25 protein-coding genes are annotated in these 26,943 nt (G+C 64.4%); 12 read left to right on the top strand and 13 right to left on the bottom strand.

Translation table 11 applies throughout. The annotated features are described in order from the left end of the window. Positions 1–157: 157 nt before the first annotated feature. Together ligD and ku are read right to left on the bottom strand one after the other, a co-directional pair. Complete coding sequence (gene ligD, locus AC1DSD_RS09795; RefSeq protein WP_478029839.1) at positions 158–2,665, bottom strand: DNA ligase D; 2,508 nt, start codon at positions 2,663–2,665, stop codon at positions 158–160. A gap of 164 nt (positions 2,666–2,829) precedes the next feature. Beyond that, positions 2,830–3,723, bottom strand: coding sequence for a non-homologous end joining protein Ku (ku, locus tag AC1DSD_RS09790; protein ID WP_478029838.1), 894 nt, complete (start codon positions 3,721–3,723; stop codon positions 2,830–2,832). Positions 3,724–3,873: 150 nt separating this feature from the next. Here ku and pdxH point away from each other — a divergent pair, with 150 nt between their 5' ends. The 4 genes from pdxH (at position 3,874) to AC1DSD_RS09770 (ending at position 6,862) form a co-directional block, all read left to right on the top strand. Beyond that, entirely contained in the window at positions 3,874–4,455 is a 582-nt protein-coding gene (pdxH, locus tag AC1DSD_RS09785; RefSeq protein WP_478029837.1) for a pyridoxamine 5'-phosphate oxidase, read from the top strand. Beyond that, positions 4,455–5,402 (top strand): cation diffusion facilitator family transporter, encoded by a 948-nt coding sequence (locus AC1DSD_RS09780; protein WP_478029896.1) that lies wholly within the window; start codon positions 4,455–4,457, stop codon positions 5,400–5,402. Before pdxH ends, AC1DSD_RS09780 begins: the two co-directional genes overlap by 1 nt. Positions 5,403–5,413: 11 nt before the next feature. Further along, positions 5,414–6,211: a PhzF family phenazine biosynthesis protein gene (locus AC1DSD_RS09775; protein ID WP_478029836.1), complete on the top strand. Its 798-nt coding sequence runs from the start codon at positions 5,414–5,416 to the stop codon at positions 6,209–6,211. A 243-nt stretch (positions 6,212–6,454) separates the two neighbouring features. Beyond that, positions 6,455–6,862: an acyl-CoA thioesterase gene (locus AC1DSD_RS09770; RefSeq protein ID WP_478029835.1), complete on the top strand. Its 408-nt coding sequence runs from the start codon at positions 6,455–6,457 to the stop codon at positions 6,860–6,862. 6 nt (positions 6,863–6,868) lie between these two features. Here the strand turns inward: AC1DSD_RS09770 and mnmA are convergent, their stop codons facing one another. Beyond that, a complete protein-coding gene (gene mnmA / locus AC1DSD_RS09765; RefSeq protein ID WP_478029834.1) occupies positions 6,869–7,981 on the bottom strand; it encodes a tRNA 2-thiouridine(34) synthase MnmA in 1,113 nt (370 codons plus the stop codon). A 150-nt stretch (positions 7,982–8,131) separates the two neighbouring features. Here mnmA and AC1DSD_RS09760 point away from each other — a divergent pair, with 150 nt between their 5' ends. From AC1DSD_RS09760 to AC1DSD_RS09745, 4 genes are all read left to right on the top strand, one after another. Beyond that, the gene (locus tag AC1DSD_RS09760; RefSeq protein WP_478029833.1) at positions 8,132–8,359 is read left to right on the top strand and encodes a hypothetical protein; all 228 of its coding nucleotides are present in this window, start codon (positions 8,132–8,134) and stop codon (positions 8,357–8,359) included. Positions 8,360–8,463: 104 nt separating this feature from the next. Further along, positions 8,464–8,763, top strand: a complete 300-nt coding sequence (sciP, locus tag AC1DSD_RS09755; protein ID WP_066588249.1) for a CtrA inhibitor SciP — start codon at positions 8,464–8,466, stop codon at positions 8,761–8,763. Positions 8,764–8,866: 103 nt separating this feature from the next. Next, positions 8,867–9,139 carry a GlsB/YeaQ/YmgE family stress response membrane protein gene (locus AC1DSD_RS09750; RefSeq protein ID WP_478029832.1) on the top strand — a complete coding sequence of 91 codons (273 nt, stop codon included), beginning with the start codon at positions 8,867–8,869 and terminating at the stop codon, positions 9,137–9,139. A gap of 18 nt (positions 9,140–9,157) precedes the next feature. Then, positions 9,158–9,412, top strand: a complete 255-nt coding sequence (locus AC1DSD_RS09745; RefSeq protein ID WP_066811332.1) for a GlsB/YeaQ/YmgE family stress response membrane protein — start codon at positions 9,158–9,160, stop codon at positions 9,410–9,412. Positions 9,413–9,510: 98 nt separating this feature from the next. Here AC1DSD_RS09745 and AC1DSD_RS09740 read toward each other — a convergent pair whose 3' ends face one another. Next, complete coding sequence (locus AC1DSD_RS09740) at positions 9,511–10,236, bottom strand: SIMPL domain-containing protein (protein ID WP_478029831.1); 726 nt, start codon at positions 10,234–10,236, stop codon at positions 9,511–9,513. Positions 10,237–10,343: 107 nt separating this feature from the next. Further along, the gene (locus AC1DSD_RS09735) at positions 10,344–10,604 is read right to left on the bottom strand and encodes a GlsB/YeaQ/YmgE family stress response membrane protein (RefSeq protein WP_478029830.1); all 261 of its coding nucleotides are present in this window, start codon (positions 10,602–10,604) and stop codon (positions 10,344–10,346) included. A gap of 239 nt (positions 10,605–10,843) precedes the next feature. On the opposite strand from AC1DSD_RS09735, the gene AC1DSD_RS09730 reads away from it, so the two are divergent. Genes AC1DSD_RS09730 through AC1DSD_RS09720 form a run of 3 tightly spaced genes read left to right on the top strand, consistent with a single transcriptional unit; the run spans position 10,844 to position 16,514 of the window. Beyond that, complete coding sequence (locus AC1DSD_RS09730) at positions 10,844–12,022, top strand: efflux RND transporter periplasmic adaptor subunit (protein ID WP_478029895.1); 1,179 nt, start codon at positions 10,844–10,846, stop codon at positions 12,020–12,022. Between the two features lie 13 nt (positions 12,023–12,035). After that, a complete protein-coding gene (locus AC1DSD_RS09725) occupies positions 12,036–15,188 on the top strand; it encodes an efflux RND transporter permease subunit (RefSeq protein ID WP_478029829.1) in 3,153 nt (1,050 codons plus the stop codon). Between the two features lie 57 nt (positions 15,189–15,245). Then, on the top strand, positions 15,246–16,514 hold the full coding sequence (locus tag AC1DSD_RS09720) for a DUF445 domain-containing protein (protein ID WP_478029828.1): 1,269 nt from the start codon (positions 15,246–15,248) through the stop codon (positions 16,512–16,514). A gap of 186 nt (positions 16,515–16,700) precedes the next feature. On the opposite strand, the gene AC1DSD_RS09715 is transcribed toward AC1DSD_RS09720, so the two are convergent. The 8 genes from AC1DSD_RS09715 to hisS form a co-directional block, all read right to left on the bottom strand. Beyond that, positions 16,701–17,366, bottom strand: a complete 666-nt coding sequence (locus AC1DSD_RS09715) for an HAD family hydrolase (RefSeq protein WP_478029827.1) — start codon at positions 17,364–17,366, stop codon at positions 16,701–16,703. 93 nt (positions 17,367–17,459) lie between these two features. After that, positions 17,460–19,022, bottom strand: coding sequence for a DUF4139 domain-containing protein (locus AC1DSD_RS09710; protein WP_478029826.1), 1,563 nt, complete (start codon positions 19,020–19,022; stop codon positions 17,460–17,462). Positions 19,023–19,038: 16 nt separating this feature from the next. After that, entirely contained in the window at positions 19,039–20,508 is a 1,470-nt protein-coding gene (locus AC1DSD_RS09705; RefSeq protein ID WP_478029825.1) for a DUF4139 domain-containing protein, read from the bottom strand. 146 nt (positions 20,509–20,654) lie between these two features. Then, on the bottom strand, positions 20,655–21,362 hold the full coding sequence (locus AC1DSD_RS09700) for a DNA helicase (protein ID WP_478029824.1): 708 nt from the start codon (positions 21,360–21,362) through the stop codon (positions 20,655–20,657). A gap of 399 nt (positions 21,363–21,761) precedes the next feature. Further along, entirely contained in the window at positions 21,762–22,559 is a 798-nt protein-coding gene (locus tag AC1DSD_RS09695) for a DUF4167 domain-containing protein (protein WP_478029823.1), read from the bottom strand. 263 nt (positions 22,560–22,822) lie between these two features. After that, positions 22,823–23,671 (bottom strand): peptide chain release factor N(5)-glutamine methyltransferase, encoded by an 849-nt coding sequence (gene prmC / locus AC1DSD_RS09690; RefSeq protein WP_478029822.1) that lies wholly within the window; start codon positions 23,669–23,671, stop codon positions 22,823–22,825. A gap of 126 nt (positions 23,672–23,797) precedes the next feature. After that, a complete protein-coding gene (gene prfA, locus AC1DSD_RS09685; RefSeq protein ID WP_478029821.1) occupies positions 23,798–24,880 on the bottom strand; it encodes a peptide chain release factor 1 in 1,083 nt (360 codons plus the stop codon). Further along, complete coding sequence (gene hisS / locus AC1DSD_RS09680) at positions 24,877–26,238, bottom strand: histidine--tRNA ligase (RefSeq protein ID WP_478029820.1); 1,362 nt, start codon at positions 26,236–26,238, stop codon at positions 24,877–24,879. The genes prfA and hisS overlap by 4 nt, the downstream gene beginning before the upstream one ends. 50 nt (positions 26,239–26,288) lie before the next feature. Between hisS and AC1DSD_RS09675 the strand changes: the two genes are divergently transcribed. Then, positions 26,289–26,927, top strand: a complete 639-nt coding sequence (locus tag AC1DSD_RS09675) for a DUF1345 domain-containing protein (RefSeq protein WP_478029819.1) — start codon at positions 26,289–26,291, stop codon at positions 26,925–26,927. Positions 26,928–26,943 lie beyond the last annotated feature (16 nt).

The following is a 26,943-nucleotide window of genomic DNA, read 5'->3' as shown; positions in this document are numbered from 1 at the left end:
GTGGCAACATGGATTGAGATTGCGCAGACCTCTAATTCGTTATGCCGGGCTCGTCCCGGCATCCAATGTGCAGGTTAGCGAGAAGCTCGACCCGCTTATCTTGCGCTTGCCGCCCGTTGGACCCCGGCACAAGGCCGGGGTGACGGTTGGGGGCGGGTCAAAGGTCGGGCAGCACCTGCCTGGCGATTCCCCACCCCGCCAAATCCTTCGACGAGGCACGCTTCAGCAACTCGTCCTGATCGCCGACATGCCACTTTGCCGGCGTGTCGAGATCGCCTAGCTCCGCCCAGGTCACCGGCACCGCGACCGGTGCCTTGGCGCGCGCCCGCGCCGTATACGGCATCACCGCCGTCGCGCCGCGCTGGTTGCGCAGCCAGTCGAGGAAGATCTTCCCCTTGCGCTTGGCCTTGGACATGGTCGCGGTGAAGCGATCGGGCTCGGCCTGGGCCATCGCTTGGCAGAAGCGATCGGCGAAATCCTTGACCGCCGGCCATTCGGCCTCGGGCGTCAGCGGCACGACGACATGAACGCCCTTGCCCCCCGACACCATCGCGAAACTGACCAGCCCGATCTCGGCGAGATGCGCCTTGATCTCGGCCGCCGACTTCTTGACCTCGGCGAACCCCAGCCCCTCGTCGGGGTCGAGGTCGAACACCAGGCGATCGGGCTTTTCGACATCGGCGACCGACGATCCCCAGCCGTGGAACTCGATCGTTCCCATCTGGACGCATTGCAGCAGCCCGTCAGCGTCATCGACATAAAGATAGGGTTCGACCGACCCATCCTTCTCCTTGATCTTCACGTGCTTGACGTGCTCACCGAACGACCCGGCGTCATGCTTCTGGAAGAAGCAATGCTTGCCGCGCCCTTGCGGGCAGCGAACCAGGCTGATCGGCCGGTTCGCGATCCATTGCAGCGCGACCGGCGCCATCGCTTCGTAGAAAGCGGCGAGATCGCCTTTGGTCACCGTCGAATCGGGAAAGATCAGCCGGTCGGGATGCGTGATCTTGACGCTCGACGCTTTCGGCTTGGGCGCAGGCTTGGCTTTTTCCTCGACCACCTCTTCGGCCTCCTTGTCGCCGCGCAGCCCCAGGAAGCTCGGATGCCGCAGGACCTTGTCGGGCGTCGTTTCGGTATAGGCAATTTCGGCGACGAGCTTGGGCGTGACCCAATGCACGCGCCGGGTCGCCGCGCGCGGCGCTTCGACCGTCGGCGTTTTGCGCGCGAGGCGATCGAGCTTGGCGCGGAGATCGTTCATCGTCTCGACCGAAAAGCCGGTGCCGACCTTACCCGCATAGCGCAGTTTGCCGTCTTCGTTCACCCCGAGCAGCAGCGCGCGAAAGCCGCGCGACTTGTCGCTCTCGGTCCAGCCGACGATGACGAATTCCTGGCGGTGCAGGCATTTGACCTTGAGCCAGCTTTGGGTGCGCCGGCCGGAATAGGGCGCGTCGGCGCGTTTGCAGACGATCCCTTCATAGCCTTCGCGGCACATCGCCTCGAACAATTTCTCGCCTTCGCCGACGATATGCTCGGCATATTGCAGCCGCGCATCGGCACCCTCGAGCAGCGGGCGCAAGCGTTCCTTGCGCTGGACCTGGGGCAATTTGGCGAGGTTTTCGCCGTCGAGTTCGAGCAGGTCGAACGCGAACAAGGTCATCTCGCCGTCGTTGGAGATGGCGTCCTTCAGGGTCGAGAAATCGGGGTGGCCGTCCTTGAACGCGACGATCTCGCCATCGATCAGCGCCGATCCGACCGGCAGCTTGGCTGCCGCATCGGCGATGGCGTGGAACTTGTCGGTCCAGTCGAGGCCGTTACGCGTATAGACCTTGGCCTTACCGCCGCCGATCGCGATCAGCGCGCGATAGCCGTCATATTTGACTTCGTGGATCCAGCCGGCACCGGTGGGGACGGAGTCGACCAGGGTGCAGAGTTGCGGTTCGCGGAATTTGGGCATCTTGGCGTCGCCCCGGCGCAGGCCGGGGCCGCTGCGTTGCGCGGTGGAATCCGAGCCACCCGGCGGCCCCGGCCTCCGCCGGGGCGACGTACTGGCGGAACGCAGCTTCTTCCAACTGGCCAGCTCTTTCGCCTTCTTGCCGCTGGCGATCTCGGCCATCGAGCGGCCGGTCTTGACGCTGGTCACGGCATTTTCGACCAGATCGTCCGAACCGCCGGCATAGTCGTCGTCGATCTTGCGCAACAGCCAGTTGGTATTGCGCTCCTTGCCGCGCGGCTTGAGCCGGATCAGCAGCCATTCGCCCTTCATCCGCTCGCCGTGGAGGATGAAGTGGAGATGCCCCTCCTCCAGATCCTTGGCCGATTTGCCGGGGATCGGTTCCCACCAGCCGTCGTCCCACAGCATCACCGTGCCGCCGCCATATTCGCCTGCGGGGATTGTCCCTTCAAAATCGGCGTAGCTGATCGGATGGTCTTCGGTCTGGACCGCGAGGCGCTTGTCGTCGGGGTTGAGGCTGGGGCCGCGCGTGACCGCCCAGCTCTTCATCACACCATCGACCTCGAGCCGCAGATCCCAGTGCAGCCGCGTTGCGTCGTGCTTCTGGACCATGAAGCGGTGCCCGGTATCGCCGGCGCGCTCGCCCTTGGGCTCCGCGGTCTTCGTGAAGTCGCGCTTGGCGTTATATTTGGCGAGGGGGTCGCGGTCAGCCACGCTCACCTCCCATCGTCATCCCAGCGTAAGAATGTCGGGTCGGATCGTCCCCCGGACGATCCTTGAGCATGCGGGGCATGCTCAACCCGATATTGATCTCTTGCCGCGAGAGCAGGACAGGAGCCTCTTGCGACCCCAGCTTTCGCTGGGGTGACGGACAAGGTTTAGGCACGCTTCTTGGCCGGCGCCGCCCGCGCCGGAGCCTTCTTGTGCGCGGTTTTCTTGGTGGTGGTGACGCTCTCCTTCTGCGCCGGTTTGGCGCTCGGCTTCTCGATCGATTTCTTGAGCGCCGCCATCAGGTCGATGACATTGGATCCCGACCGGCCGGTGCCCTCGTCATCCTTGTCCTCGATGATCTTGCGCCGCGACTTCTGCTTGGCCTTGCGCGCGATCAGGTCTTTCAGCGCATCGACATAATGGTCGTGGAACTTCGCCGGATCGAACTTGGCGGATTTCTTGTCGATCAGCGTGGTCGCGAGGTCGAGCAGATCCTGATCGGGCTCGTCATCCGGGATGTCGCGGAAATAGCCCTGCGCGCGGTTGACCTCGCCGGCATAGCGCAACGTCTCGAGCACCATGCCACGGCCGCACGGCTTGAGGCTGACGACATATTCGCGCCCGCGCATCGCCAGCTGGCCGATTCCGACTTTCTTCGCGCGGCGCAACGCCTCGCGCAGGACGATGAACGCCTCCTCCGCCAGATCGTCGGCAGGCACGACGAAATAGGGCCGTTCGTAATAAAGGACATCAATCTCATCCATGTCGACGAATTGGGTGAGTTCGAGCGTCTTTTTCGATTCGAGCTTCACCGCATCGATCTCGTCCTGGTCGAGCAGGACATATTCGCCTTTCTCATATTCGAATCCCTTGACGATCTCGTCGGGGTCGACCTCACCGATGCCGGGCACGGTCTTCTCGTATTTGATCCTCTTGCCCGAGGGTTCGTGGATCTGGTGGAACGCCACCTGCGCGCCCGATTTGGTCGCGGTGTAGATCTCGACCGGGATCGAGACGAGCGCCAGCCTGATCTGTCCCTGCCAATAGGCCCGTGCGGCCATGAGTCACCTCCGTTGCGAAACCGATTCAATTCCCGGAGCGAGAAGTCGTTCCACCATCATTCCTCCCGGGGCCTGGGAAGGGCACCGACCCGAAGCGGCGGTGGCAATGCCCACTCCCCGTCCCGGGGAGGATCGGCTAAAGGCCCGGTCATGACCACCGACCCCTTCATGCTGTTCGACACCTGGTTCACCGAAGCGCGCGAGAGCGAGCCAAACGATTCGAACGCGATGGCGCTGGCCACTGCGGACGCCGCGGGCCACCCGTCAGTCCGCATGGTGCTGCTCAAGGGACATGGTCGCGACGGTTTCGTCTTCTACACCAACCGCGAAAGCCGCAAGGCAGGGGAGATGGCGGCCAATCCGCACGCCGCCTTGCTGTTCCACTGGAAGTCGCTGCGCCGCCAGATCCGGATCGAGGGCAGCCTGAGCCTTGCGACCGATGCCGAGTCCGACGCCTATTTCGCCAGCCGCGCGCGCGATTCGCAGCTCGGCGCCTGGGCCTCCGACCAGTCGCGCCCGCTCGACGCGCGCGAGACGTTCGAGGCGCGATACGAGCAGGCGAAGGCCCGGTTCGAGGGGCAAGACGTCCCGCGCCCGCCGCATTGGGGTGGTTATCGCCTGACCCCGACCCATATCGAATTCTGGCAGGATCGCGCGCATCGCTTGCACGAACGCCGTGTATTCGACCTTGCTGGCGACGGGACCTGGTCCGAAGGATTGCTCTATCCATGATGACCGAGAGCGAACGCCGCCGCATCATCCCCTTCGCGATCCGTGCCGCGCTGGCCAGCGTGGCGATGGCGCTGTTCCTGCTCGCGCTCAAGAGCTACGCGGCCTGGTCGACCGGATCGGTGGCGATGCTTGGCAGCCTCGCCGATACCGGGCTCGACCTGCTGGCCAGCCTGGTCACGCTCTACGGCGTCAAGATCGCCGCCGAGCCCGCCGATCACGACCATCGTTTCGGCCATGGCAAGGCGGAAGCGCTGGCCGCGCTATTTCAGGTCGGGCTGATCACGCTGTCCGCCGCGGGTATCGCCTGGCGTGCCGTCCTGAAGTTCGGCGACAATAGCCAGACAGCTGAGGCCGAGTTCGGCATTGGCGTGTCGATCGTCGCGATCCTCGCTACTTTTGCTTTGCTCGCTTATCAACGCTCGATCATCCGAAAAACCGGATCGGTCGCGATCATGGCGGACAAGGTCCATTACCAGTCGGACCTGTTCCTCAACCTGTCGGTAATCGCCGCGATCGTGCTCGATCAATATCTGGGCTTGCGCGGCGCCGACCCGATATTCGGCATCATCATCGCCGCCTGGCTCGCCTGGGGCGCGTTCCAGGCGTCGTCCAACGCCATCGACCAGTTGATGGACAAGGAGTGGCCCGAGGATTTGCGCAAGCAATTCATCGAAGTCGCGGCGCGGCAGGAAGGATTGAAGGGTATCCACGATTTCCGCACCCGGCGATCGGGCAGCCACGAATTCGCGCAATTCCATATGGAAGTCGGCCGCGACCTGACCGTCGCGCAATCGCATGAGGTGGTCGAACGCGTCGAGAACGCGCTGCATCGGGCCTTTCCCAGGGTGGAAGTGCTGATCCATGTCGACCCCGAGGGCCATGTCGACACCGACAACCCGCTGGTCGAAGCCGATGTGACGCCGCACTGGTTCGGCAAGCGTGTCTAAGGAGACTGGAAGTGAGGTTACCGATCGCGCAGATCGACGCATTTGCGCGTCATGCCTTTGAGGGCAATCCGGCAGCAGTGATGCCGCTCAACGACTGGCTCGACGACGAATTGCTGCAGAAGATCGCCGCCGAGAACAATCTGTCCGAGACCGCTTTCCTGGTCGCGTCGGACGATGACGGCGTCGATTTCGACCTGCGCTGGTTCACGCCCGCGGTCGAAGTGGTGATGTGCGGCCATGCAACGCTGGCGAGCGGCCATTTCGTGTTGTCGTCGGACCCCGACCGCGAGCGTGTTCGCTTCCGCACGCGCAAGGCTGGAACGCTCGAGGTCGCGCGGGCTGGCGGCAGCTACGAACTGGCGCTGCCCGCCTGGGTACCTTCGCCCAAGCCGCTGCCGGACATCATCGCGGGGCTGGGCATCGACAGAGCGGTCGAGACATTGTGGCATGAGCATCGCTATGCGCTGATCGTGCTGGAGACCGCCGATCAGGTGCGCGCGCTCGCGCCCGATTTCCGCGCGCTGGCGGCGCGCGGCGACCTGCTCACCATCGCGACGGCGCCGGGCGACGGTACCGACATCATCAGCCGCGCCTTCGCGCCCGGCGGCGGGATCGACGAGGATCCGGTGACGGGGTCAGCGCATGCGGTCGCGGTACCCTATTGGGCGAAGCGTCTGGGACGCGACAGGTTCACCGCATACCAGGCCAGTTCCCGGGGCGGGTATCTCGACTGCCGGCTGGAGGGCGATCGGGTGATTCTCGGCGGGAATTGCGTGACGGTGCTCGAAGGCACGTTTCTCTTGGGCTGACAAAAAAAATCCTCCCCGTTTACGGGGAGGGGGACCAAGACGCGCAGCGGCTTGGTGGAGGGGGTGCGCCCCACGCGATGATGTAGGTGTTGAGAACCCCCTCCACCACTCGCTGCGCGAGCGGTCCCCCTCCCCGTCCCGGGGAGGATTTATGCTCCCTCACCCCTCGCGCCCGCTTTCCGTAGCGTCCGTTTATCCCATAGAAAGTTCGCTATTTTTCGCCGCAAGCGCTATATTCCCGGCGTGACCGACCATGCCCTCCCACACGACTTCCCGATCGGCATCGATCCCGCCGACATCGACTTCATGGGGCACGTCAACAATGCCTCCTATCTGAAGTGGGTGCAGGACGCGGTGCTGAGCCATTGGCAGAAGATCGCGCCGGCCGAAGCCGTCGCGAGCCTGCTCTGGGTCGCGCTCAAGCATGAGATCACCTATCGCAAGCCGACCTTCCTCGACGACGAGGTGATCGCCACCGTCCTGCTCGAAAAGGTCCAGGGTGCCCGTGCTTTCTATCAGACGGTCATCCACCGCGGCGAAGAAGTGCTGGCCGAGGTCAAATCGAGCTGGTGCTGCATCGACGCCCAAACGCTGCGCCCCGCGCGGCTGGCGTCGAGTGTGATCGAACGGTTCTTTCCCAAAGCCGAATAGCGGCAATCACGCCGCCAGCGCTGTTTCCACCGCTTGCGTTTCCTCGATCCAGCCGCCGCCGAGCACGCGATCGCCGGCATAGAGCACCGCCGCCTGACCCGGCGCGACGCCATATTCCGGATCGTCGAACAAGACCCGGTCGCCGGCGAGCCGCGCGGGGACCGGCTTGGCGAGGCTGCGCACCTTGGCAGTGATCGGCCCGCTATAATCGCCGCCCAGCCAGTTGATGTCCGACAGCCGCGCCGAGGCGACGCCGAGCGCGGCGCGCGGGCCGACGATCACGCGGCGAGTCGCGGGATCTAAACGAACGACATAGAGCGGCTCGGGGCTGCCGCCGATTTCGAGCCCGCGGCGCTGGCCGATGGTGAAATGGATCAGCCCCTTATGCTCGCCGAGCTTGCGGCCTGCCAGGTCGACGATGTCGCCGCCGGCTTCCGCTTCGGGCCGCAACTTCTTGACCAGGCTCGCATAATCGCCGTCGGGGACGAAGCAGATATCCTGGCTGTCGGGCTTGGCGGCGACGCCCAGACCCAGTTCGGCGGCAAGCTCGCGGACGCGCGGCTTGGGTAGTCCGCCCAAGGGAAAGCGCAGGAAATCGAGCTGATCGCGCGTCGTCGCGAACAGAAAATAGCTCTGGTCACGGGCCGGATCGGCGGCGCGATGGAGTTCGGCACCCTTGGGACCGACGACGCGCCGGACATAATGGCCGGTCGCCAGGCAATCGGCACCGAGATCGCGCGCGAGTCGGAACAGGTCGGTGAATTTGGGACCCATATTGCAGCGGACGCAGGGAATCGGCGTGCGCCCGGCGACATATTCATCGGCGAACTGATCGATTACCGCATCACGAAACGCGCTTTCATGATCATGGACATAATGCGCGATGCCGAGCCGATCGCAGACGGCGCGCGCATCGCGGATGTCGCGCCCGGCGCAACAGCTGCCCGCGCGCCCGACCGCTTCGCCATGATCGTAAAGCTGGAGCGTGATGCCGATCGTCTCCGCGCCCGTGCGCGCGGCGAGCGCGGCCACGACCGACGAATCGACTCCGCCCGACATGGCGACGACGATGCGCTTGCCCGACAGATCGGGGCCTAGTTGGAAGTCGACTTCGGTCATTGCTGTGTGGCGCTCAATAGGGATGCCGGCCCGCTTTGCCTAGGCAAGCCGCAGCCGTGCGAGGTTAAGCTCCCGCGAACACCGTCTTTACCGACCTTTAGGGCAAAATGGGTAGACCCTCGATTCTGTTGAACGCGGGTGAGTAAAAGCGTGGACCTGAGTTATCTGAGATTCGATCACGATGCGTCGGTCGCGGTGTTGCCACCCGACCTGGCCGTGCTCATGGTCGGCATCTCGGCACGCCAGGCAGCAAGCCCGACCGCGCTCATTCAGACTCGCCAATTTCCGCGAGTGATTGAATCCTCGGCCTTCTTCCCACCCTCCGGCGCATTCGACGCGCAAGTCGCGGCGCGGATCGCGGATTGGGGCCAAGCATGAAGGGCGTGTTTACCTAGACGCTTCAATGGATGTTCAAGTCCGGCCGCTAATGGTCGTTTTTAGCCAAAGTGAGTGGGGGCCCCCCGCCCCAATCGAGGTAGTGAATGATTGAGAACCAGAAAATACGCCCTGCCAAGGTGATCGGCCCCCTCGGGGAACCGCTGACTCTCGAGACGCTGCCTCCGGCGGACACGACGCGCTGGGTCGTGCGCCGCAAGGCCGAGGTCGTGGCGGCGGTCAATGGCGGCCTGCTGAGCGTCGATGAAGTGTGCGACCGGTACAATCTGACCGTCGAGGAATTCGCCGGCTGGCAGCGCGCGATCGATCGTTCGGGCATGCCCGGGCTGCGCGTGACGCGTATCCAGCATTACAAGAGCCTGTACGAGCGCCAGCAGAAATACTGACGCGCCGCCCCCGTTTCAAAACGGGGGCGGAACATATATTCCTTCTGAAGAGTCGTAACCCCAAGACCGATCGCATCGGATCGCGTCGAATAGGAGGGTTGCGATGTACTGGATTCTTCTGATCGTTATCGGAGGCGTGATCGGCTGGCTGGCGAGCATCGTCATGCGCACCGACGCCCAGCAGGGCCTCATTCTCAATATCGTCGTCGGCATCGTCGGGTCGTTCATCGGCAATTATCTGCTGGGCCCGCTCTTCCCCGGCAGCGGATCGATCGCCAGTTGGCCGCCGTCGATCGGCGCGCTGGTCGCCGCATTCGTCGGCGCGGTGGCCCTGCTGCTCGTCCTCAACCTTATCAATCGCGGTCGCGCGCGGTAACCGGCGGGAGATCGGCACATGCTTGAGAACATCATCATCTGGCTGGTCGTCGGCGGGCTTGCTGGCTGGCTGGCCAGCCTGGTCGTGCGCGGCGGCGGATCGGGGATCATCGTCAATATCGTCGTTGGGATCATTGGCGCGGTCATCGCCGGTTGGCTGTTCGGCGCCGATATCAACCAGGCGATCACGATCAGGACGTTCATCTATTCGGTAGCCGGCGCGATCATCTTGCTGGCAGTCCTCGCCCTGATCAACCGCGGGCGGTTTCGCTAGAGTCTGTTTCGGTTACGGTGCCGGTCGGCTCAGCGAAGCTGCAAACAACGCGAACAAACGGAGGGGCCGTTCCCATCTTGGGAGCGGCCCCTTTCTCGTCATTTGAGCAGGAAGCGCACCGTGATCGTCACCGTCACGTCGCTCTCGCCCGGCATCACCTGGGTGTCGGCCGCCTTGGCGGCGGCCATGCGATAGACCGGCATCGGCGGCGGCGGTCCGGCGATTTCTCCGCCTTCGGCAATCGTCAGGATGCGCGACACCGATAGGCCGGCCGCCTTGGCATAAAGCTGCGCGCGCGCCTGGGCACGCTTGACCGCATCGACTCGCGCTTCGTCGAGCGCGGCATCGGGCTGGTCGAGCGAGAGATTGGGCCCGTCGATCTGGTTGGCGCCCTGCGCCACCAGCGCGTCGAGAATCGCACCCGATTTGGCGATGTCGCGGAAGCGAATCGAGACATTGTTGGTCGCCTGATAGCCGGTGATGACCGGCGGTTTGTTGTCCTCGTAGCGATATTGCGGCTGCAGCGAGACATTGGCGGTCGCGATGTCGCGCGGCTGGATGCCTGCGCGCTTCAGCGCCGACAGGACCGCGCTCATGCGATTGGCGTTGTCGGACAATGCCGCCGCGGCGGTGGGTGCCTGGGTGACGACACCGGCGCGGATCGTCGCCAGATCGGGAACGCGCGTGGTCTTGCCGGTTGCGGTGACGTCGAGCAGGGTCCCGTCCGGGATCACCGTCGGCGCGACGGGCATCGTCTGAGCGAACGCGGGAGCGACCGCGATCGATGACAGGGTGATGACGGCGGCAGTGGCAAGCAAACGCATATGTCCTCCAGACATGACGGATCATTCCGTCCTCGGCGCCCGTGCCACAGGGCGGACTACACCAACCTGAACGAGGTCGCGGCCTTACGCGAACACGCCATCACGCTCTATACGCGACGACTGACCACCACCCGGTACAAAGCGAGCAGCACGATCGCGCCGGCGGTTGCCGCCGCGTAATTCTGCCAGCCGCCGACCAAGGTCCAGTTCATCGTCTGCGCGACAAAGCCGGCCAGCAATGCGCCGGCGATACCGATCAGGATCGTGACGATGAACCCGCCGGGATCCTTGCCCGGCATGACGAACTTGCCCAACACGCCGGCGACAAGGCCGATCAGCAGCCATCCTAGAATCGATCTTTCGGGCATCGAACTTCCCTCCTTACCGCCTTTTTAATCGGCGGTTCCGCATCGTCCGCCCAAAGCGCCGGCAAATGCAACCGTTTCCGACACGAAATGGCGTTACCGATTGCGATTCGCGGCCGAAAAGGACATTATTGGAGTAGCGCACCGAGCCTCTTGAGGTCGGTGCTTTATTTCTATAATACAGTTCCAACGGAGGCCCTGATGGTGCCTCAATGACAGGGCACATGGGGAACGTGGCTGACATGAATTACGAGTCGAGTGGCATGTACGCGCTCACCGACGAAACCGCGACGCCGCGGCGTCGCTGGCTGGTCCTGGGCGGGATCGGCGCAATCATCGTCGTGCTGATCGCTGCCTTCTTCATGATGCGTCCGGCCGCCAAGCCCGCGGCAGGGACCGGCGGCACGACCGCCAGCGGCGCGCCCGAGGACCAGATGCCGACCGTGTCGGTGGGGTCGCCGGGGAGCAATTCGGTCGACCGCATGGTGTCGGCGACGGGGTCGCTCGCCGCGCGGGTCGATATGCCTGTCGGCGTCGCCGGCGAAGGCGGCCGGGTGACCGCGGTGCTGGTGCAGCCGGGCCAATGGGTTGCCGCCGGCCAGACCCTCGCGACTGTCGACCGCTCGGTCCAGGTGCAGACCGCCAGCAGCCTTGCCGCGTCGATCGCGGTGGCCAAGTCGGACGCCGATATCGCGCTGAGCGAATATAACCGCGCCAAGGCGCTGGTCGACCGCGGTTTCATCTCCAAGGCCGATCTCGAACGCAAGGGAGCGACGCTCGCGGCAGCCAATGCCAGGGTGAAGGTCGCGCAGGCGCAGCTCGCCGAGACGCAGGCGCGCAACGGGCGGCTCGATATCCGGGCGCCCGCCGCCGGCCTGGTGCTGGCGCGCATGGTCGAGCCCGGCCAGATCGTTAGCTCGGGCTCGGGTACGCTGTTCCGCATGGCCAAGGGCGGCGAGATGGAGCTCAGGGCCGAAGTGGCCGAGGGCGACATCAAGGGCATCTCGGTCGGCTCACGCGCCCAAGTGACGCCGGTCGGCGGCAGCCAGTCGTTCGCCGGCCAGGTGTGGCAGCTGCCCCCGGTCATCGATCCGCAGTCCCGCCGCGGCATCGTCCGCATCGCGATCCCGTTCGACGCCACGTTGCGCCCGGGCGGCTTCGCCGCGGCGACGATCTATGGCGGCGCGAACACGTCGCCGATCCTGCCGAACTCGGCGATCCAGACCGACGCGACCGGCAATTTCGTTTATATCCTGGACAAGGATGACAAGGTCGAGCGCCGCGCGATCAAGACCGGCGAAGTGACCGATCGCGGCGTCGCGATCGTTCAGGGCCTGGTCGGTAACGAGCGCGTGGTGTTGTCGGCAGGGGCGTTCCTGAGCCCCGGCCAGAAGGTCAAGCCACAGCTGCGCAAGCTTTGAAGAGGGCGTTCGCATGAGCTTCCGCAACATATCCGCCTGGTCGATCCGCAACCCGGTCCCCAGCCTCGTCCTGTTCTTCATGCTGACGGTGGCCGGCCTGGTCAGCTTCGCGACGATGCAGGTCAACAACGATCCGGATATCGATTTTCCGGTCGTGATCGTTTCGGTCAGCCAACCGGGCGCCGCGCCGACCGAACTCGAGAATCAGGTCACGCAGAAGGTCGAGGCCGCGGTCCGCAGTCTGTCGGGAATCGACGAGATCAACTCGAACGTGACCGAGGGCAGTTCGGTCACCGTCGTCCAGCTCGATATCGGCACGCCGATCGATCGCGCGGTCGAGGACGTGCGCAGCGCGCTGCAACAGATTCGCGGCAACCTGCCCGACGGTATCCTCGAGCCGCAGGTCGAACGCGCCAACACCACCGGCAATGATCTCGCCAATTATGCCGCGATCTCGACCGACATGACGATCGAGCAGCTGAGCTGGTACATCGACAATACCGTCACCAAGGAATTGCAGTCGGTGTCGGGCATGGCGACGGTCGAACGCAATGGCGGCGTCAGCCGTGAGATCCGCGTCAAGCTCGACCCCGACAAGCTGCAATCGCTTGGTCTGACCGCCAGCCAGGTCAACGCCCAGCTGCGCCAGGTCAATATGAACGCCGCGGGCGGCCGCGCCGAGATTGCGGGCTCCGAACAGACCGTGCGCGTGCTCGGCAATGCCAAGGACGCCTATGCGCTCGGCCAGACGCAGATTTCGGCCGGTGGCGGTCGCATGGTGCGCCTGACCGATATCGCCACCGTGGTCGATCAGTTCGCCGAACAAAGGTCGGCGTCGCAGCTCAACGGCGCGCAGGTCATCTCGTTCGACTTCCAGCGCGCCAAGGGCGCGTCGGACGTCACCGTGTTCCATGGCGCCGAGAAGAAGCTCGCCGACCTCGAGAAGAAGAATCCCAAGGTCAAGTTCAAGCTGATCTTCAACAACGTCCAATATGCCGAGATGCAATATCACTCGGCGATGGAAGCGATGTACGAAGGCGCGGGCCTGGCCGTCCTCGTCGTGTTCCTGTTCCTGCGCGACTGGCGCGCGACCGCGATCTCGGCGCTGGCCATCCCGCTATCGGCGATCCCCACCTTCTTCGTGATGCAACAACTCGGCTTCACGCTCAATCAGATGACCTTGCTCGCGTTGAGCCTGGTCGCCGGCGTGCTGGTCGACGACGCGATCGTCGAGATCGAGAACATTGTTCGGCACATGCGCATGGGCAAGACCGCCTATCAGGCGGCGATCGACGCCGCCGACGAGATCGGCCTGGCGGTGCTCGCGACGACCATGTCGATCGTCGCGGTGTTCCTGCCGGTCGGCCTGATGCCGGGCGTGTCGGGCCAGTTCTTCAAGAATTTCGGCCTGACCGTCGTCGCCTCGGTGCTGATGTCGCTGGCCGTCGCGCGTCTGCTGACGCCGATGATCGCGGCCTATTTCCTCAAGGCCAAGGGCCATGCCTCGCATGGCGAAGGCCGGATGATGAACTGGTATATGGCGGCGTTGCGCTGGACGCTGCGCCATCGCTGGTCGTCGATCGTGGCGGGCGCGGTAGCCTTGGCGTTGACGGTGGTCTTCTTCGCCATCCTGCCGCAATCGTTCCAGCCCGATCAGGATCAGGACGCATCGACGGCGAGCATCGAAATGGTGCCCGGTACGACCCTGGCCCAGACTCAAGCGGTGGTCGACAAGGTCGCGGCCCTGCTCAAGAAGCAGCCGCAGGTCGAGGACGTCTATTCACGCGCGTTCGTCGGCAACGGCCGTGTGACCGCGATCTTCAAGAAGGACAAGGATCTAAAGAGCGTCCAGTTCGAGCGCCAACTGGCGCCGACCCTGGCCGCGATCCCCGACGCGCGCGTCTCGTTCCGCTCACAGCAGGGTTGGGGATCGAGCGGGCGCGACATCACCATCGTGCTGGGGGGCGACGACCCGAAATTGCTGACCTCGACCGCGCAGACGATCGTGCAGCAGCTGTCGAAGCTTAAATCGGTCACGGCGCCGCGTATCCAGGGCGATCTGCAACAGCCCGAACTGGTGGTCAGCCCGCGATTCGATCTCGCTGCCAATCTGGGCGTGACGACGCAGGCGCTGTCGAGCGCGGTGCGCCTCGCCACCTTGGGCGATATCGACCAGAACAAGGCAAAATTTTCGCTCAGCGATCGCCAGGTGCCGATCACCGTCGCGCTCGAACAATCGGCGCGCTCGCGGATGGCGACGATCCAGAACATTCCGGTATCGACAATCAATGGCGGATCTGTACCGCTGTCGACCGTTGCCGATATCAGCTTCGGCGCCAGCCCATCGAAGATTCAACGTGTCCAGTTGCAGCGCCAGCTGACGATCGGCGCTGATTTGGGCCTCAATCCCAAGACCGGCAAGCCGTTGGTGTCGAGCCAGGCGTGGAAGGAAATCAACGCGCTGCCGATCATGCAGCATTTGCCCAATGGCGTGCAGCAACTGACGCTCGGTCAGGCCAAATGGCAGGCAGAGATGATCTACAACTTCCTGGTCGCGGTGGTGGCCGGCGTGTTCCTGGTGTTCGCGGTGTTGGTGCTGCTCTATCGCCGCGTCCTGCCGCCGTTCGTCAACATGGGCTCGCTGCTGCTGGCGCCGCTGGGCGGGTTGATCGCCTTGTGGATCGCCGGTCAGCCGATCTCGATGCCGGTCTATATCGGCTTGCTGATGCTGATCGGGATCGTCGCCAAGAACTCGATCCTGCTGATCGACTTCGCGTTGGAAGAGATGAGCAAAGGCGTGCCCAGCCTGGCCGCGATCGAGGATGCCGGTCACAAGCGCGCGCAGCCGATCGTCATGACCACGGTCGCGATGGTGGCGGGCATGGTGCCGACCGCAGTATCGCTGTCGGGCGATGCGTCCTGGCGCGCGCCGATGGGCATCGTCGTGATCGGCGGGTTGATCCTGTCGACCGTGCTGACATTGCTGATCGTGCCGGCCAGCTTCAGCCTGGCGATCGGGATCGAGGAATGGGCCGGGCCGTGGCTGCGCCGCGTGCTGCTGACCTATCGTCCCGGCGACGATAGCCGGCCGATACTCGACCATCCGGATGCACCCAAGCCGATTGGCTATGACCATGGCGAACAGGGGCCGCAACCGGCCGAATGACGACCGGTTGCATAAGGAGGGCTTGAACAATCCCGGCTTTGGGGGATTGTTTCGGGCATGAAGTTGGCGCGACTGTCCGTTCCCGGCCCGACTACCGCGCCTCCTGCCCTCAGGCGGATGCGGCTGGTCGCCACGGCTCTGTTGGTGGCGATGGCGGCGCTCTACCTGGTCGCGCGCGCGCTGGGCGATCGTCACCCCCTTTGGGGATTCGTCCGCGCCTTTGCCGAAGCGGCAATGGTCGGCGGACTGGCCGACTGGTTCGCGGTGACTGCCTTGTTCCGTCACCCGCTCGGCCTGCCCATCCCGCACACCGCGATCGTACCGAGGAACAAGGACCGGATCGGCGACACGCTCGCGCAATTCCTGCGCGATAATTTCCTGATCCCACGCGTCGTCGCCCGGCGCATGCAGGGCGTCGACGTCGCCGGCGCCGCCGGCCGCTGGCTGGCCAGCCCCAAGGGCGCGAGCGAAGGCCGGCTCAGGCGCGGCGCGTCGCGCTTGGCCGCCGACATGCTCGAATCGCTCGACCAGGAACGGCTCGGCGGGATGGTGCGGACGACGCTGGCGCAGCGCCTGCGCTCGCTCGAAATCTCGCCATTGCTGGGCAACGCGCTGAACGCCGCGATTGCCGATAACCGCCACGTGCCCCTGCTCGACGGCATCATCAAATGGGCGGCCAAGGTGCTCTCCGCTAACGAACCGGTGATCCGCGCGATGGTGCATGAGCGCGCCGGATCGCTGATGCGCTGGACCGGGCTCGACGAGACGCTGGCTAACAAGATCATCGCCGGGCTCGACGGCATGATCCAGGACATGGCGTCGCAGCCCGACCACCCGCTGCGCGCCAAGGCTGAGGAAGGTCTGGCGCAGCTCGCGCACGATCTGCAATTCGACCCCGTGATGCGCGAGCGGGTCGAGGGGTTCAAGGCGGAGATGCTCGACAATCCCGCGCTGTCGGACTGGTGGCAGGGCATTTGGGAACAGATGCGCGGCGCGATGCTGAAGATCGCGCGCGATCCCGATGCGATGATGGCCGGGCGGTTCGGTGAGGCGCTCCACCAGCTCGGCGTGACGTTGCAGGAGGATCCCGAGCTCGCCAACACGATCAACCGCTTCGCACGCCGCGCCGCGGTCGGCGCTGCGGCCGATTATGGCGACGCGATCGTGCGATTGGTGTCGGAAACGGTGCGCGGCTGGGACGCGCAGACGATCACGCGGCGGCTGGAGAATGCGGTCGGTCGCGACCTGCAATATATCCGTATCAACGGTACCCTGGTCGGCGGGCTGGTCGGGCTCGTGATCCATGCGGTGGATGTATTGCTTTAGGATTTCGGCTCCCTCCCTGCCAAGGGAGGGGTTGGGGGTGGGTGCGCGCGTCTGCGCGCCCAACAGACTCGTCGGCCGATCGTCAAAAAAGCATCGAACGAGGCTTCGAGCCTCGCTCGATGCTAAACCCACCCCTTAACCCCCTCCCTTTCAGGGAGGGGAAAACCAACCACAATGGCCTGAACCCTACCGCCAGCGTAGGACTGTCCAGCCCTTCTCCGTAGCCAGCGCAAATAACGGGGTGTGCGGATTGACCGCGAAGGCCTCGTCCGCCCAGTCGAGTGTCGGCGCGTCGGACACGTGATCCGAATAGAAGCGGACATGAGCGTCGGCGCGCGCGATCCCCTCGCGTGCCATCCACGCTTCGATCATGCGAAGTTTGGCATCGCCATAGCAATTCTCGCCCGCGATGCGCGGCAGGAGACGGCCGTGTTCGAGCGTCGACGGCGTCGCGATGACGTCGGTGATGCCCAAGGCGGCGGCGATCGGACGGACGTAGAAATCATAGGAGGCGGTCGCCATCACCACGCGATAGCCCGCCGCACGATCGGCCGCGATCCGTGCGCGCGCATCGTCCCACACCGCGCCGCCGACAATTCGGTTTGCGAAACGCGCCGCGGCCTGATCGACCTGGTCAATCGCCGGCCGCCGTCCGATCACCAGCCGCTGCGTCATTTCCTTCAACCGCGCGCGGTCGATGCGCTTGCCGAGATAGAGCGCGGCCGGCGCAACGCTGGCGGCTAGCGCCGCGAACCGCCACGGCCGCCGCCTGGCCCAGGCGCGGAGGAACGGCATCCAGGTCGGCGATCGGGTGATCGTCTTGTCCATGTCGTAGATGGCGAGCCGTTGCATCGCCGCCGCCTTAGCGGGCATTTCGGCAAGCTCAAACGATCAGCCCCCAAGTCGCGCTAAGTGCCCGCCGACGCTCGAACGGGGCTGAGCGACTTACCGCTTGCGATCGTCGCGCACCGAATAGGTTAGGGTCGCCGTGCCGTTCGCCGGAATCACACTCGTCCAGAAGGACGCGCCGTCCTTCCTTCCCAAACGGCTGCTCGATCGCGCGATCTTCTCGTAATCATAGAGGTGGATCTTGGCCTCGTACGTCACCGGCCAGGGCTGATCGTTGGTGACGGTCAGCGCGTAGGCGGTGGTGCGGTCATCGGGACGGCGGCGTGTGCCCACCACTCGCGCCGATACGCTCTGCGGCTGGCCCATGCGGAATTCGACCAGTTCGTCCACGGCTTTGTCGTCGATCGCCGATTCGCCGACCAGCAGCATCTGTCCGTCGACGTCGCTGAGGACCGCGGCCTTGCCCGCCGGCATCGCGGCACCGAGCCCGTTGGCGGTGGTGTTCTTGCCGCGCAGCAGCAAGCCGGTCTGCACGTTCTCGCGCATAATATCGCTGACATAGACCGGCGCGAGTTTGACGCCGGGCTTGTTCATCAGGCCGACCTGCTTCTGCGACTGCGAGGCGACGGTGACGCGGGTCGGGAAGCGATAGAGTTTGAGGTCGCCGAGCGCCTCGACCGTCGCCACTTTCGCGTCGGCCATAAAACCGGCCCGGCTTGCGGAGACCACGAGTTCCATCGGTTCGGGCGGTGGGGGCGGCGGCGGCGGTGCGGGCGCTTCCCGCACAGCGTCGGCGGAATAGCGCTCCTCATTGGACAGATCATATTCCGGCAGCGGCCAGCATTGCAGCGGCAGATAGCTCGACGAGACGAAATTGCGCGGACCGTAATTGCTGTTGGCGGTGCGATTGATCTTGCCCGCGACGACCTGGGTATCGGCATCGACGAAGCTGGTGACGTCGGTCGATGCCAGCGTGATCCATGCGAACAGATCGGCGCTTTGTCCGTCCTTGCGCATCGCGATGACATAGTCCGCCTGCCAATCGAACCCGCCCGACAGATAGGACAAGGTCAGCGTTACCTGGCGTTCGGCTTTCGCGGTCGTCTTCACCGACAATGTCGGCTTGGCCGACAGGCCATCGGGCACACCGTCATAGACGATCGTCTCGGGCAGGCCGGAACATCTCAAATCGCCATAAGCACCGCCGAACTGGAGCACCGCCGCCCCATCGGCCGACGATCGCAAGGTCGCCTGCAGCAACTGCGCCTTGCCCGTCGCAGGGTTGGTGCGGCGAACGAGAACGCGACGGCCTAGCGCGCGATCGAACAGCGAGCGCGGCGACAATAGATTGGCGTCGAGATTCTTCTCCTCGACCCCGTCGGGCAGTCCCGACACCAAAGCACTTTCAGGCAGGATGTTGCCGGCGACACCTTCGAACCGGATCACCGCCGGCCCGGCGGGGATGGTCACCGTGCGCGTTTCGGTGACCAGCGCGAAGCCCTGCGGATAGGACCGGTTGATGGCGCTTTGCGCCCCGCGATTGGGGTCGCGATAGAGCGTCACCGATACCTTGTCGGGGCCGGCAGAGGTGATGACGGTCTGCGCGCGCGCCGGCACGGCGCCGGCCAGCACGAACAGCAACAGCAAGGCGGCGCGCATCGCGCGGATCCCGCCGTCAGTACCGGGTGTCGAACGCGACGGTCAGCACGGTCGATCCGTTGGCCGGCACCGTCACATGCCACAGCCGCTCGTCGAGCGACCGTTGCTCGCCCTTGATCGATTCGCTCGAAACGCGCGTGTCGTGCCAGTAAGTGCGGTCGAGCCCGGCCTGGACCAGGTCGACCGTGACCGGTTCGGGCCGCGCATTGGTGACCGTATAGCTCATCGTCGTGCGCCAATAGGTGACTTCGTCCTCGCGCTCGACGACGGTCGGCTTGCCGCCGTCGACCGAGATGCGGAATTTCTCGGTTCGCTCCCATTCCCCGCTGTTGATCTTTTCGCGCTTCTCGACCGCCGGCTTGATCTTGACGTCGAACGCCTCGCCCGTGCGGATCGCCAGGGTCGACCCCATCGGCGTGTGATCGATGCGATTCTCGCCGATGAATTGCGGCTGGCCCTTGGCGTCGCGGATATAGACGCGGACCGTCCCCGCAGGCAGCGCATCGCCGAGTCCGCCATCTCTAGAACTCGAAAAGCTCAACACCGTGGCGGCGCTCACGGGATCGCTCGACGAGCCGTACCAGGCGTTGCGATATTGATAGAGCTTCTTCGCCGGCACGCCGCCGACCGACAGGAAGCTGACCTGCTTCTGCTGATTGGGCGCGATCGTGATGCGGTGGCCGACCGGGTAGAGATAGAAATCCCCCAGCCGGGCGCGTCCCGAACGCTCGGTACCCGGGAGCGTGCCCGGCGCCATGCCGGCATTGCCGCCGCCCTGCCCCGGCGCGCCCGCGACCAGCATTGTATCGGCATTGGTGAAGGCGACATTGTTGTCGTTCCTCAGCGTCACCCAACCCTGGACATCGATCGTGCTCTTCGCTTCGTCGAACAGCGCGACATAATCGGCATTCCAGCCGAGTCCGGTGGTCAGATAGCTGAGCGTCGCCGGGCGCGTACCACCGCCCGAAGCGTCGAGCGAGATCGACAAGGTCGGCCGCGCGCGCAAATTGGCCGGCAGCGAATCGTAGACCACGCGCACCGGCAGCCCGTCGTCGCGCAGCACCTCGATATTGTTGCCGATCTGGAGCACGACGCCGCCATTGGTCGCCAGCACCTTGGCCCGCTCACGGGTCTCGGCGCCCGTCGCCGGGTTGGTGCGGACCAGCGTGATGGTCTGGCCGACCGCCTTCTGGATCAGCGCGCTCGGCGACAACAAGTCATAGTCGAAATTCTGTTCGACGATCGACGCGCCGTCGACCGACAGACGCACCGTCTCCGGCCGGATGCGGTCGGAGACGTCGGGAAATTCCTGTCGGTTGACGCCGTTCGCCAAGGTCAACCGCCTTGTATCCTGAATCAGCGCCAGGTCGTTATTGTAGATCGTGACCGAGACATCACCCTGCGCCGAGGGCTGGGGCGCCGTCTGCGCCAACGCGACGCCCGGCACCAGCAACAAGACCGAAACCGCCAATCCGCGCATCACCATCCCCTTGTCTTGTTTGAGACAAAGCTAGCGTATTGGCCGGTGAACGGAAGCTGAAAGATCGTGGAAGCTGCAATGTCGTGTCCATTCCGGAGCGATCGAGAGATGAGCTATCGTCCGAGCGTGGCTCAAGATGCCGCTTCGAAACACTAGACGACATGCTGAAACCGAGTTTCGCCAGCGTGCAGGAAACAGGCCTTCGAGAATATGCCTGCCGGTATCGGGTTAGGGAGGCGAACGTCGTCAAGACTAGGCAAAGGATCGCGCTTAGGATCGAACGAACGGTCGATCTGCGAAATGAAGCCAAGGATGACCCCGCTTTTCCTGGCAAATCCGCTCAACACGCGCATCTGTTCCGAAAGCGGTGGCTTGCTTCTTTGCTGATCCAAAATTTGAAGATAGTCGATGAGAGCTACGGTTCCTGTTGGCGAACCGGACAGATATTGTACGATAAGATTTGCGCTTATGTCGCCCGACGTCACGATTTCCGGTGCGTGCCTGACCTCTCCATTATTTACGGATAGGACGAGCTGCATCGCCTCCTCAGCGGCATATTCCAGCGTGAAGAGGACAGCCCGCCTCCCGTCGCGGGCAGCATCAAGCAAAAGCTGTATGCCCAGCAGAGTTTTGCCCTGTCCCGGACGAGCGCCAAGCAAAAGCATATCACCGTCGGCTAGCTTCGGCAGCAATGCGGACGCTGGCGAGTTCGCCGTCATGCATGCGGACAGCGCGCTCCAGGCGCGAAAGCCTTCCTTGCGGGCAATCCGATCCTGCGCTTCATGCAAGGGGACTTTTTCGGCTCGCGCCAATAATTTGGCCCGGCGCTTTAGCTGATAGATCGGTACGGATAGGCGCATCGCAAACCTCCATTCCGAGCCAGAAACGCAATCCCTCCTTATGCGAACGCTCGAACAGATGGTCCGATGACTCTCGTCGCCCCGTATGTGCGATACTTCCCCAATTGGAGGGAGGAGGCGCGGGCCAAGCCTGTTCCGCAAGCTATCCCGGTCACACGAGACGGGCAAGCCTAACGGCAGAAAAGTGTACAAAGAGGCCTTTCTCGAAGGCTGGCGCGAGTGGCCGATATTGGGCCGCAAGCCGTCATTTGCGGAAGCCGTTCAACGCTGGGCTAGGGCACAAAACAAAACGCCCGGGCGGAACGGGTCCGACCGGGCGTTTCATTCTGTCATCCCAGCGAACGCTGGGATCTCAGGCAATCGGGATACGGCACGAGGCCAGCATCGGGTTGACGGCTATTACTCGGCGGCGTCGGCAGCCGGTTCGGTCGCACGCGGCGTGCGGCGGCGGCGTGGCTTGGGAGCGGGCTCTTCCTCGCCTTCGGTGCCGGCCGAAATGCCGAGCGACGGCGGGAGCAGCGACGCGTCGAAGGTCTCACCCTCGCTCGCCTCGACCACGCGCGGTTCGCGGCGCGGACGCAGGCCCCGGCGCGACGGACGCTCGGCGCGTTCCTCGACCGGTGCAGCGACCTCAGCCACCTCGACACTGTTCACCTCGTCGGTGTCGTTCTCGGCATAGCCGTTCACGTTGCCGTTGGCGCCAGCATTGACATTGGCATTGCCGTTGTAGCGGTTGCCGCGATCCTGACGATTGCCACGATCGTCGCGATTGCCACGATCGTCGCGATCCTGGTTGCGGCTCTCCCGGCGCGGTTCGGCCTGGATCTCGCGGCGTGGCTCCTGGCTCTCGCCCTCGGCGCCATCGTCCTCGTAACCCTCATCCTCATCATCGAACGCGTCCTCGCGGCCACGGCGCTGTTGAGCCTGATTCGGATTCTGCTCCTCGAACCGGTTGCGATTCTCGGCAAGCACGCGGAAATAGTGATCCGCGAACTGCAGATAATATTCGGTGTTGACGCGGTCGCCTTGACGCTGCGCCTCAGCGGCGAGCGTCTTGTACTTCTCGAAGAGCTGGTTCGCATTGCCCCGCGCGCGGTTGTCGATGCGGTTCCCGTTGTTTCCGTTGGGATTACCGCCGCCACCCTGGCGCTGGCCACCACGGCCGCGACGGCGGCCGGCCTGACGATTTATGTTCAAAGTCCTGTGGTCCTTGTGTTCAAAACAAACCCGGCCTTGCTCCAAGAGGATGCAAATCCCACGCGCCACCCGCGCCGAACCCGAAACTTGGGTGGAGGCGCGAAAGGCCTGTCATGGCCGCCGGACGAGCGGCCTAATGACGATGGATTGGGCAGGCCCGCGATTTCAACGACTTGTCGATTGAGATCGTCTGCCCCTTCGCGCTCAATAGCGGGTGCGGGGCGTTTGTCCAAGAAGAAATATGTATCCGGAGTGTGTCATTTTCAAGGTGTGGCGATGACGCACCTGTCGCGCCCGGCCAGATCGCGGCGAACCGCGACCTTCAGGCCCTGCGCGATCAGCAAGGCGGAAACCGCTTCGGCCTGGGTCGCGCCGATCTCGATCGCCGCCATGCCGCCCGGCGCGATCAGGCGCGGGAGCTGGATAGCGATGACACGATAGTCGTCCAGACCGTCGGGACCGGCGAACAACGCCGCGCCGGGCTCGTGCTCGCGCACCTCGGCCGGAAGCGATTCGTCGGCGGCGACATAGGGCGGGTTGCAGAGGATCAGGTCGAAATCCCCCGCGACGCCATCGGCCCAGTTGCCTTGGCGGAAGGAGGTGCGATCGGCCAGATTGAGTAACTCGGCATTGCGCCGGGCGTAGGCGAGCGCCTCCGGCGACGCGTCGATCCCCAGGCCATGCGCTTCGGGCCAGTGCGCCAGCGCGGCGAGCAGCAACGTCCCCGGCCCTGTTCCGAGGTCCAATATCCTCAGCGGCGCCTCGGCATCCGGCAGGTGTTCGACCGCCGCCTCGATCAGCGTCTCGCTGTCGGGGCGCGGGATCAGCACGCCGGGGCCGACCGCTAGGCTGATCGTCCAGAAATCGCGCGTGCCGGTGATATAGGCGATTGGCTCATGCGTGAGGCGCCGGTCGATCAGCGCGGCGAAGGTGGCGGGCGTGGGGTCATCCAGGTGCCGCAACAGCAATTGCTCGCGCGTCGTGCCGAGCGCGTGCGCCATCAGCAGTTCGGCATCGAGACGAGGGGTGTCGGAGACGGCCGCGAGGCGCTGTGTCGCAGTGGCAAGCGCTGCCCTAACTCCCCTCCCGCGTGCGCGCGCCGGGTCGGCCATGCCCCCGGCATGGCCTGAACGATGCGGGGCATCGTTCACCCGGTGCGGGGTTGGGGGAGGACGTGTCATGCCCCGCGGGGAGGAAACATGCCCTCCCCTAGCCCCTCCCGCAAGCGGGAGGGGGACTTAGCCATCCAGCGTCGCCAGCCGCTCGGCCTCGTCCTCGGCGATCAGCGCACCGATCAACTCCTCCATATCGCCTTCGAGAATCTCCGGCAGGCGGTGCAAGGTCAGGTTGATGCGGTGATCGGTCACCCGCCCTTGCGGGAAATTATACGTCCGAATGCGTTCCGAGCGGTCGCCCGAGCCGACCATCGCCTTGCGCGTGCCCGACCGCTCGGCGGCGAGCCGCTCGCGCTCCGCTTCGTACAAGCGCGTCCGCAGCACCTTGAGCGCTTTCGCCTTGTTCTTGTGCTGTGATTTCTCGTCTTGCTGGATCACCACCAAACCGGTCGGCAAGTGCGTGATGCGCACCGCGCTGTCGGTCGTGTTGACCGACTGTCCGCCCGGCCCCGACGAGCGATAGACGTCGATCCGCAGATCGCGCGCCTCGTCGATCTGGACGTCGACATCCTCGGCTTCCGGCAGCACCGCGACGGTCGCTGCAGAGGTGTGGATGCGCCCGCCACTTTCGGTCACCGGCACGCGTTGCACGCGGTGCACGCCGCTTTCGAACTTCAATTTGGCGAACACGCCCTTGCCTTCGACCGAGGCGACGACTTCCTTGAAGCCACCGGCTTCGGAGGTGGAGGCGGAGATCAGTTCGACTCGCCAGCCCTGCCCTTCGGCATAACGCTGGTACATGCGGAACAGGTCGCCCGCGAACAGCGACGCCTCGTCACCCCCGGTCCCGGCGCGGATTTCGAGCATCGCCGCGCGTTCGTCGGCGGCGTCGCGCGGCAACAGCGCCAACGCCAGCGAGCGCTCGGCCTCGGGCAGCGCGACGCGGATCTCCTCGATCTCCTCGCGCGCCATCGCCTTCAGCTCACCATCGGCGGCATCGTCCTCGGCCATATGGCTCAAGGTCGAGAGTTCGGCGCGCAACCGGCGCACTTCGCCCGCGGCCTTGGCCACCGGCTCGATCTCGGCATATTCCTTCGACACCTGGACGAAGCGCTCGCCCGACAAATCGCCGGTCGACATCAACGCCGACAATTCGTCGCGCCGCGCCTCGATCTGCGCGATCCGCTCGGGAGAGATGGAGGTCATGCGGCGCCCGTCTCGGCTGTCCACAACCCCTCACGCCACTCCTCGAGCATTTCCTCCAGCACCGAATCGCCTTCGACATCAGCGTCCGCCACACCCGTGGAATAGAGGAACGCCGCATGCAGAAGAGCATCAACATCGCTGCCCGCAATGCTCAATTGCTTGCCCGTACCCAGCACCTTCACCGTCAATGTCCGGTTGGCCACCTCTTCGTCGCCGAGCAATATCGCAAGGGACGCCCCTTGCGCGTTCGCCTTCGACAGACGCCGTTTGAGATTGCCCTTGAACGCCATATCGGCTGACGCGCCCGCCCGGCGAAAGTCCGCCAACACGGATAAGGCGATGGCTTCTGCTTCCTCACCGAAGGGAATGATCGCAACGGCAACGCGTTCCGACTCTTGCTCTTCAAGGAGCATCGCCAACCGCTCGACACCGGCCGCCCAACCCACGCCCGGCGTCGCCGGCCCACCCAGCGACTCGATCAGGCCGTCATACCGCCCGCCCGCGAGCACGGTGCCCTGCGCGCCCAGCCGGTCGGTGACGAACTCGAACGCGGTGTGGCGATAATAGTCCAGCCCACGCACCAGCCGACCGTTGCGCGTCCACGCCACGCCAGCCGCGTCGAGCCCTTTGGTAACCTTCTCGAAGAAAGCTCCCGCCTCACTCGTCAGATGCGCGTCGATGTCCGGCGCGGCGTCGGCAATCGGGCGATCGCGCGGATCCTTGCTGTCGAGGATCCGCATCGGATTCTTGTCGAGCCGGACGAGGCTGTCTTCGGACAGTTCGCCGCGATGCTGCTCGAAATGCGCGACCAATGCCGCGCGCCAGGCATCGCGCGTCTCGGCATCGCCCAATGTATTGAGTTGCAAGGTCACGCCATCGGCAATGCCGAGTTCGTGGAGCAGCTGGTCAGCAAAGGCGAGCAGTTCGACATCCGCCGCCGGCTCGGCCGCGCCGATCACTTCGGTGTCGATCTGGTGGAACTGGCGATAGCGCCCTTTTTGCGGGCGTTCGTAGCGGAACAGCGGCCCCGAGGTGACCAGCTTGAGCGGCGCATATTGCTGCCAGCCCTGCGTCAGATAGGCGCGACACACCCCCGCGGTGAATTCGGGGCGCAGGGTCAGTGAGTCCCCGCCGCGATCCTCGAACGTGTACATTTCCTTGGAAACGACGTCGGTGGTCTCGCCGATCGAGCGCGCGAACACCTGGGTGTCCTCGAACACCGGCAGGTCGACACGCTGAAACGCGTACAATTTGCGGACATGATCGAACGCCTCGAGCACGCGCGCGAAGCGCCGCTGCTCGTCGCCGAAAATGTCCTGGGTGCCTCTGATCGGCCGGGGTGTCTCGATACGCGCCATGTTGGCGGCGCTCTCTAGTAGAGCAACGCCGCCTACGCTAGCGTTTCGTCATGGCGAACATGCATCTCGGTCATCGGCTCGCGCCTCCCCGCTTCATTGCATTCGTCGCGATCTTCGTTGTGGGACTGTTCTTTACAATCCCGGCCCAGGGTTATGGACGGGGCGCGATGATCGCGTTCGATATCGCGGCGGCGATCTTCCTCATCTCGATCATGCCGCTGTTCGCGCGCGGGACGGCCGATCAGATGCGCGCGGCGGCGCAGCGTAATGACGCCAATCGCTCCTTCCTGTTGCTGCTCACTGTCGTGACGTCGATCGTCATCATGGTTTCGGTAGTCACCGAAAAGCTTGAAAAGGCGACGCCCTTCACGATCGTGCTGGTGCTGGTGTCGCTGGTGCTCGCCTGGACCTTTTCGAACATGATCTACGCGCTCCACTACGCGCATCTCTATTATCTGCCGGCAGAGGATAACGAAGACAGCGGTGGGATCGAATTCCCCAATTGCGACGACCCGGATTATTGGGATTTCGTCTATTTCAGCTTCACCCTGGGCATGACCTTCCAGACCAGCGACGTCGACATCAAGAGCCGCCGCGTCCGCCGCGTCGTCACCGGCCATTGCCTGGCCGCGTTCGTCTTCAACCTGGGCGTGCTGGCCTTCACGATCAATTCGATCGGCGGCGGTTAATTCTACTGTTTCCGTA

It is taken from the genome of Sphingomonas sp. P4_D12 (assembly GCF_056401895.1).
Note: the sequence above shows the minus strand (reverse complement) of the source record. Positions and strands in the feature narration are given on the sequence as shown.

What these genes read in the sequence shown, in the direction of transcription:
- ku (WP_478029838.1), bottom strand. Translation starts at nt 3,723, where the DNA reads ATGGCCGCACGGGCCTATTGGCAGGGACAGATCAGGCTGGCGCTCGTC.
- pdxH (WP_478029837.1), top strand. Translation starts at nt 3,874, where the DNA reads ATGACCACCGACCCCTTCATGCTGTTCGACACCTGGTTCACCGAAGCG.
- AC1DSD_RS09780 (WP_478029896.1), top strand. Translation starts at nt 4,455, where the DNA reads ATGACCGAGAGCGAACGCCGCCGCATCATCCCCTTCGCGATCCGTGCC.
- mnmA (WP_478029834.1), bottom strand. Translation starts at nt 7,981, where the DNA reads ATGACCGAAGTCGACTTCCAACTAGGCCCCGATCTGTCGGGCAAGCGC.
- sciP (WP_066588249.1), top strand. Translation starts at nt 8,464, where the DNA reads ATGATTGAGAACCAGAAAATACGCCCTGCCAAGGTGATCGGCCCCCTC.
- AC1DSD_RS09750 (WP_478029832.1), top strand. Translation starts at nt 8,867, where the DNA reads ATGTACTGGATTCTTCTGATCGTTATCGGAGGCGTGATCGGCTGGCTG.
- AC1DSD_RS09745 (WP_066811332.1), top strand. Translation starts at nt 9,158, where the DNA reads ATGCTTGAGAACATCATCATCTGGCTGGTCGTCGGCGGGCTTGCTGGC.
- AC1DSD_RS09740 (WP_478029831.1), bottom strand. Translation starts at nt 10,236, where the DNA reads ATGCGTTTGCTTGCCACTGCCGCCGTCATCACCCTGTCATCGATCGCG.
- AC1DSD_RS09735 (WP_478029830.1), bottom strand. Translation starts at nt 10,604, where the DNA reads ATGCCCGAAAGATCGATTCTAGGATGGCTGCTGATCGGCCTTGTCGCC.
- AC1DSD_RS09730 (WP_478029895.1), top strand. Translation starts at nt 10,844, where the DNA reads ATGAATTACGAGTCGAGTGGCATGTACGCGCTCACCGACGAAACCGCG.
- AC1DSD_RS09725 (WP_478029829.1), top strand. Translation starts at nt 12,036, where the DNA reads ATGAGCTTCCGCAACATATCCGCCTGGTCGATCCGCAACCCGGTCCCC.
- AC1DSD_RS09720 (WP_478029828.1), top strand. Translation starts at nt 15,246, where the DNA reads ATGAAGTTGGCGCGACTGTCCGTTCCCGGCCCGACTACCGCGCCTCCT.
- AC1DSD_RS09715 (WP_478029827.1), bottom strand. Translation starts at nt 17,366, where the DNA reads ATGCAACGGCTCGCCATCTACGACATGGACAAGACGATCACCCGATCG.
- AC1DSD_RS09710 (WP_478029826.1), bottom strand. Translation starts at nt 19,022, where the DNA reads ATGCGCGCCGCCTTGCTGTTGCTGTTCGTGCTGGCCGGCGCCGTGCCG.
- AC1DSD_RS09705 (WP_478029825.1), bottom strand. Translation starts at nt 20,508, where the DNA reads ATGGTGATGCGCGGATTGGCGGTTTCGGTCTTGTTGCTGGTGCCGGGC.
- AC1DSD_RS09700 (WP_478029824.1), bottom strand. Translation starts at nt 21,362, where the DNA reads ATGCGCCTATCCGTACCGATCTATCAGCTAAAGCGCCGGGCCAAATTA.
- prmC (WP_478029822.1), bottom strand. Translation starts at nt 23,671, where the DNA reads ATGGCCGACCCGGCGCGCGCACGCGGGAGGGGAGTTAGGGCAGCGCTT.
- prfA (WP_478029821.1), bottom strand. Translation starts at nt 24,880, where the DNA reads ATGACCTCCATCTCTCCCGAGCGGATCGCGCAGATCGAGGCGCGGCGC.
- hisS (WP_478029820.1), bottom strand. Translation starts at nt 26,238, where the DNA reads ATGGCGCGTATCGAGACACCCCGGCCGATCAGAGGCACCCAGGACATT.
- AC1DSD_RS09675 (WP_478029819.1), top strand. Translation starts at nt 26,289, where the DNA reads ATGGCGAACATGCATCTCGGTCATCGGCTCGCGCCTCCCCGCTTCATT.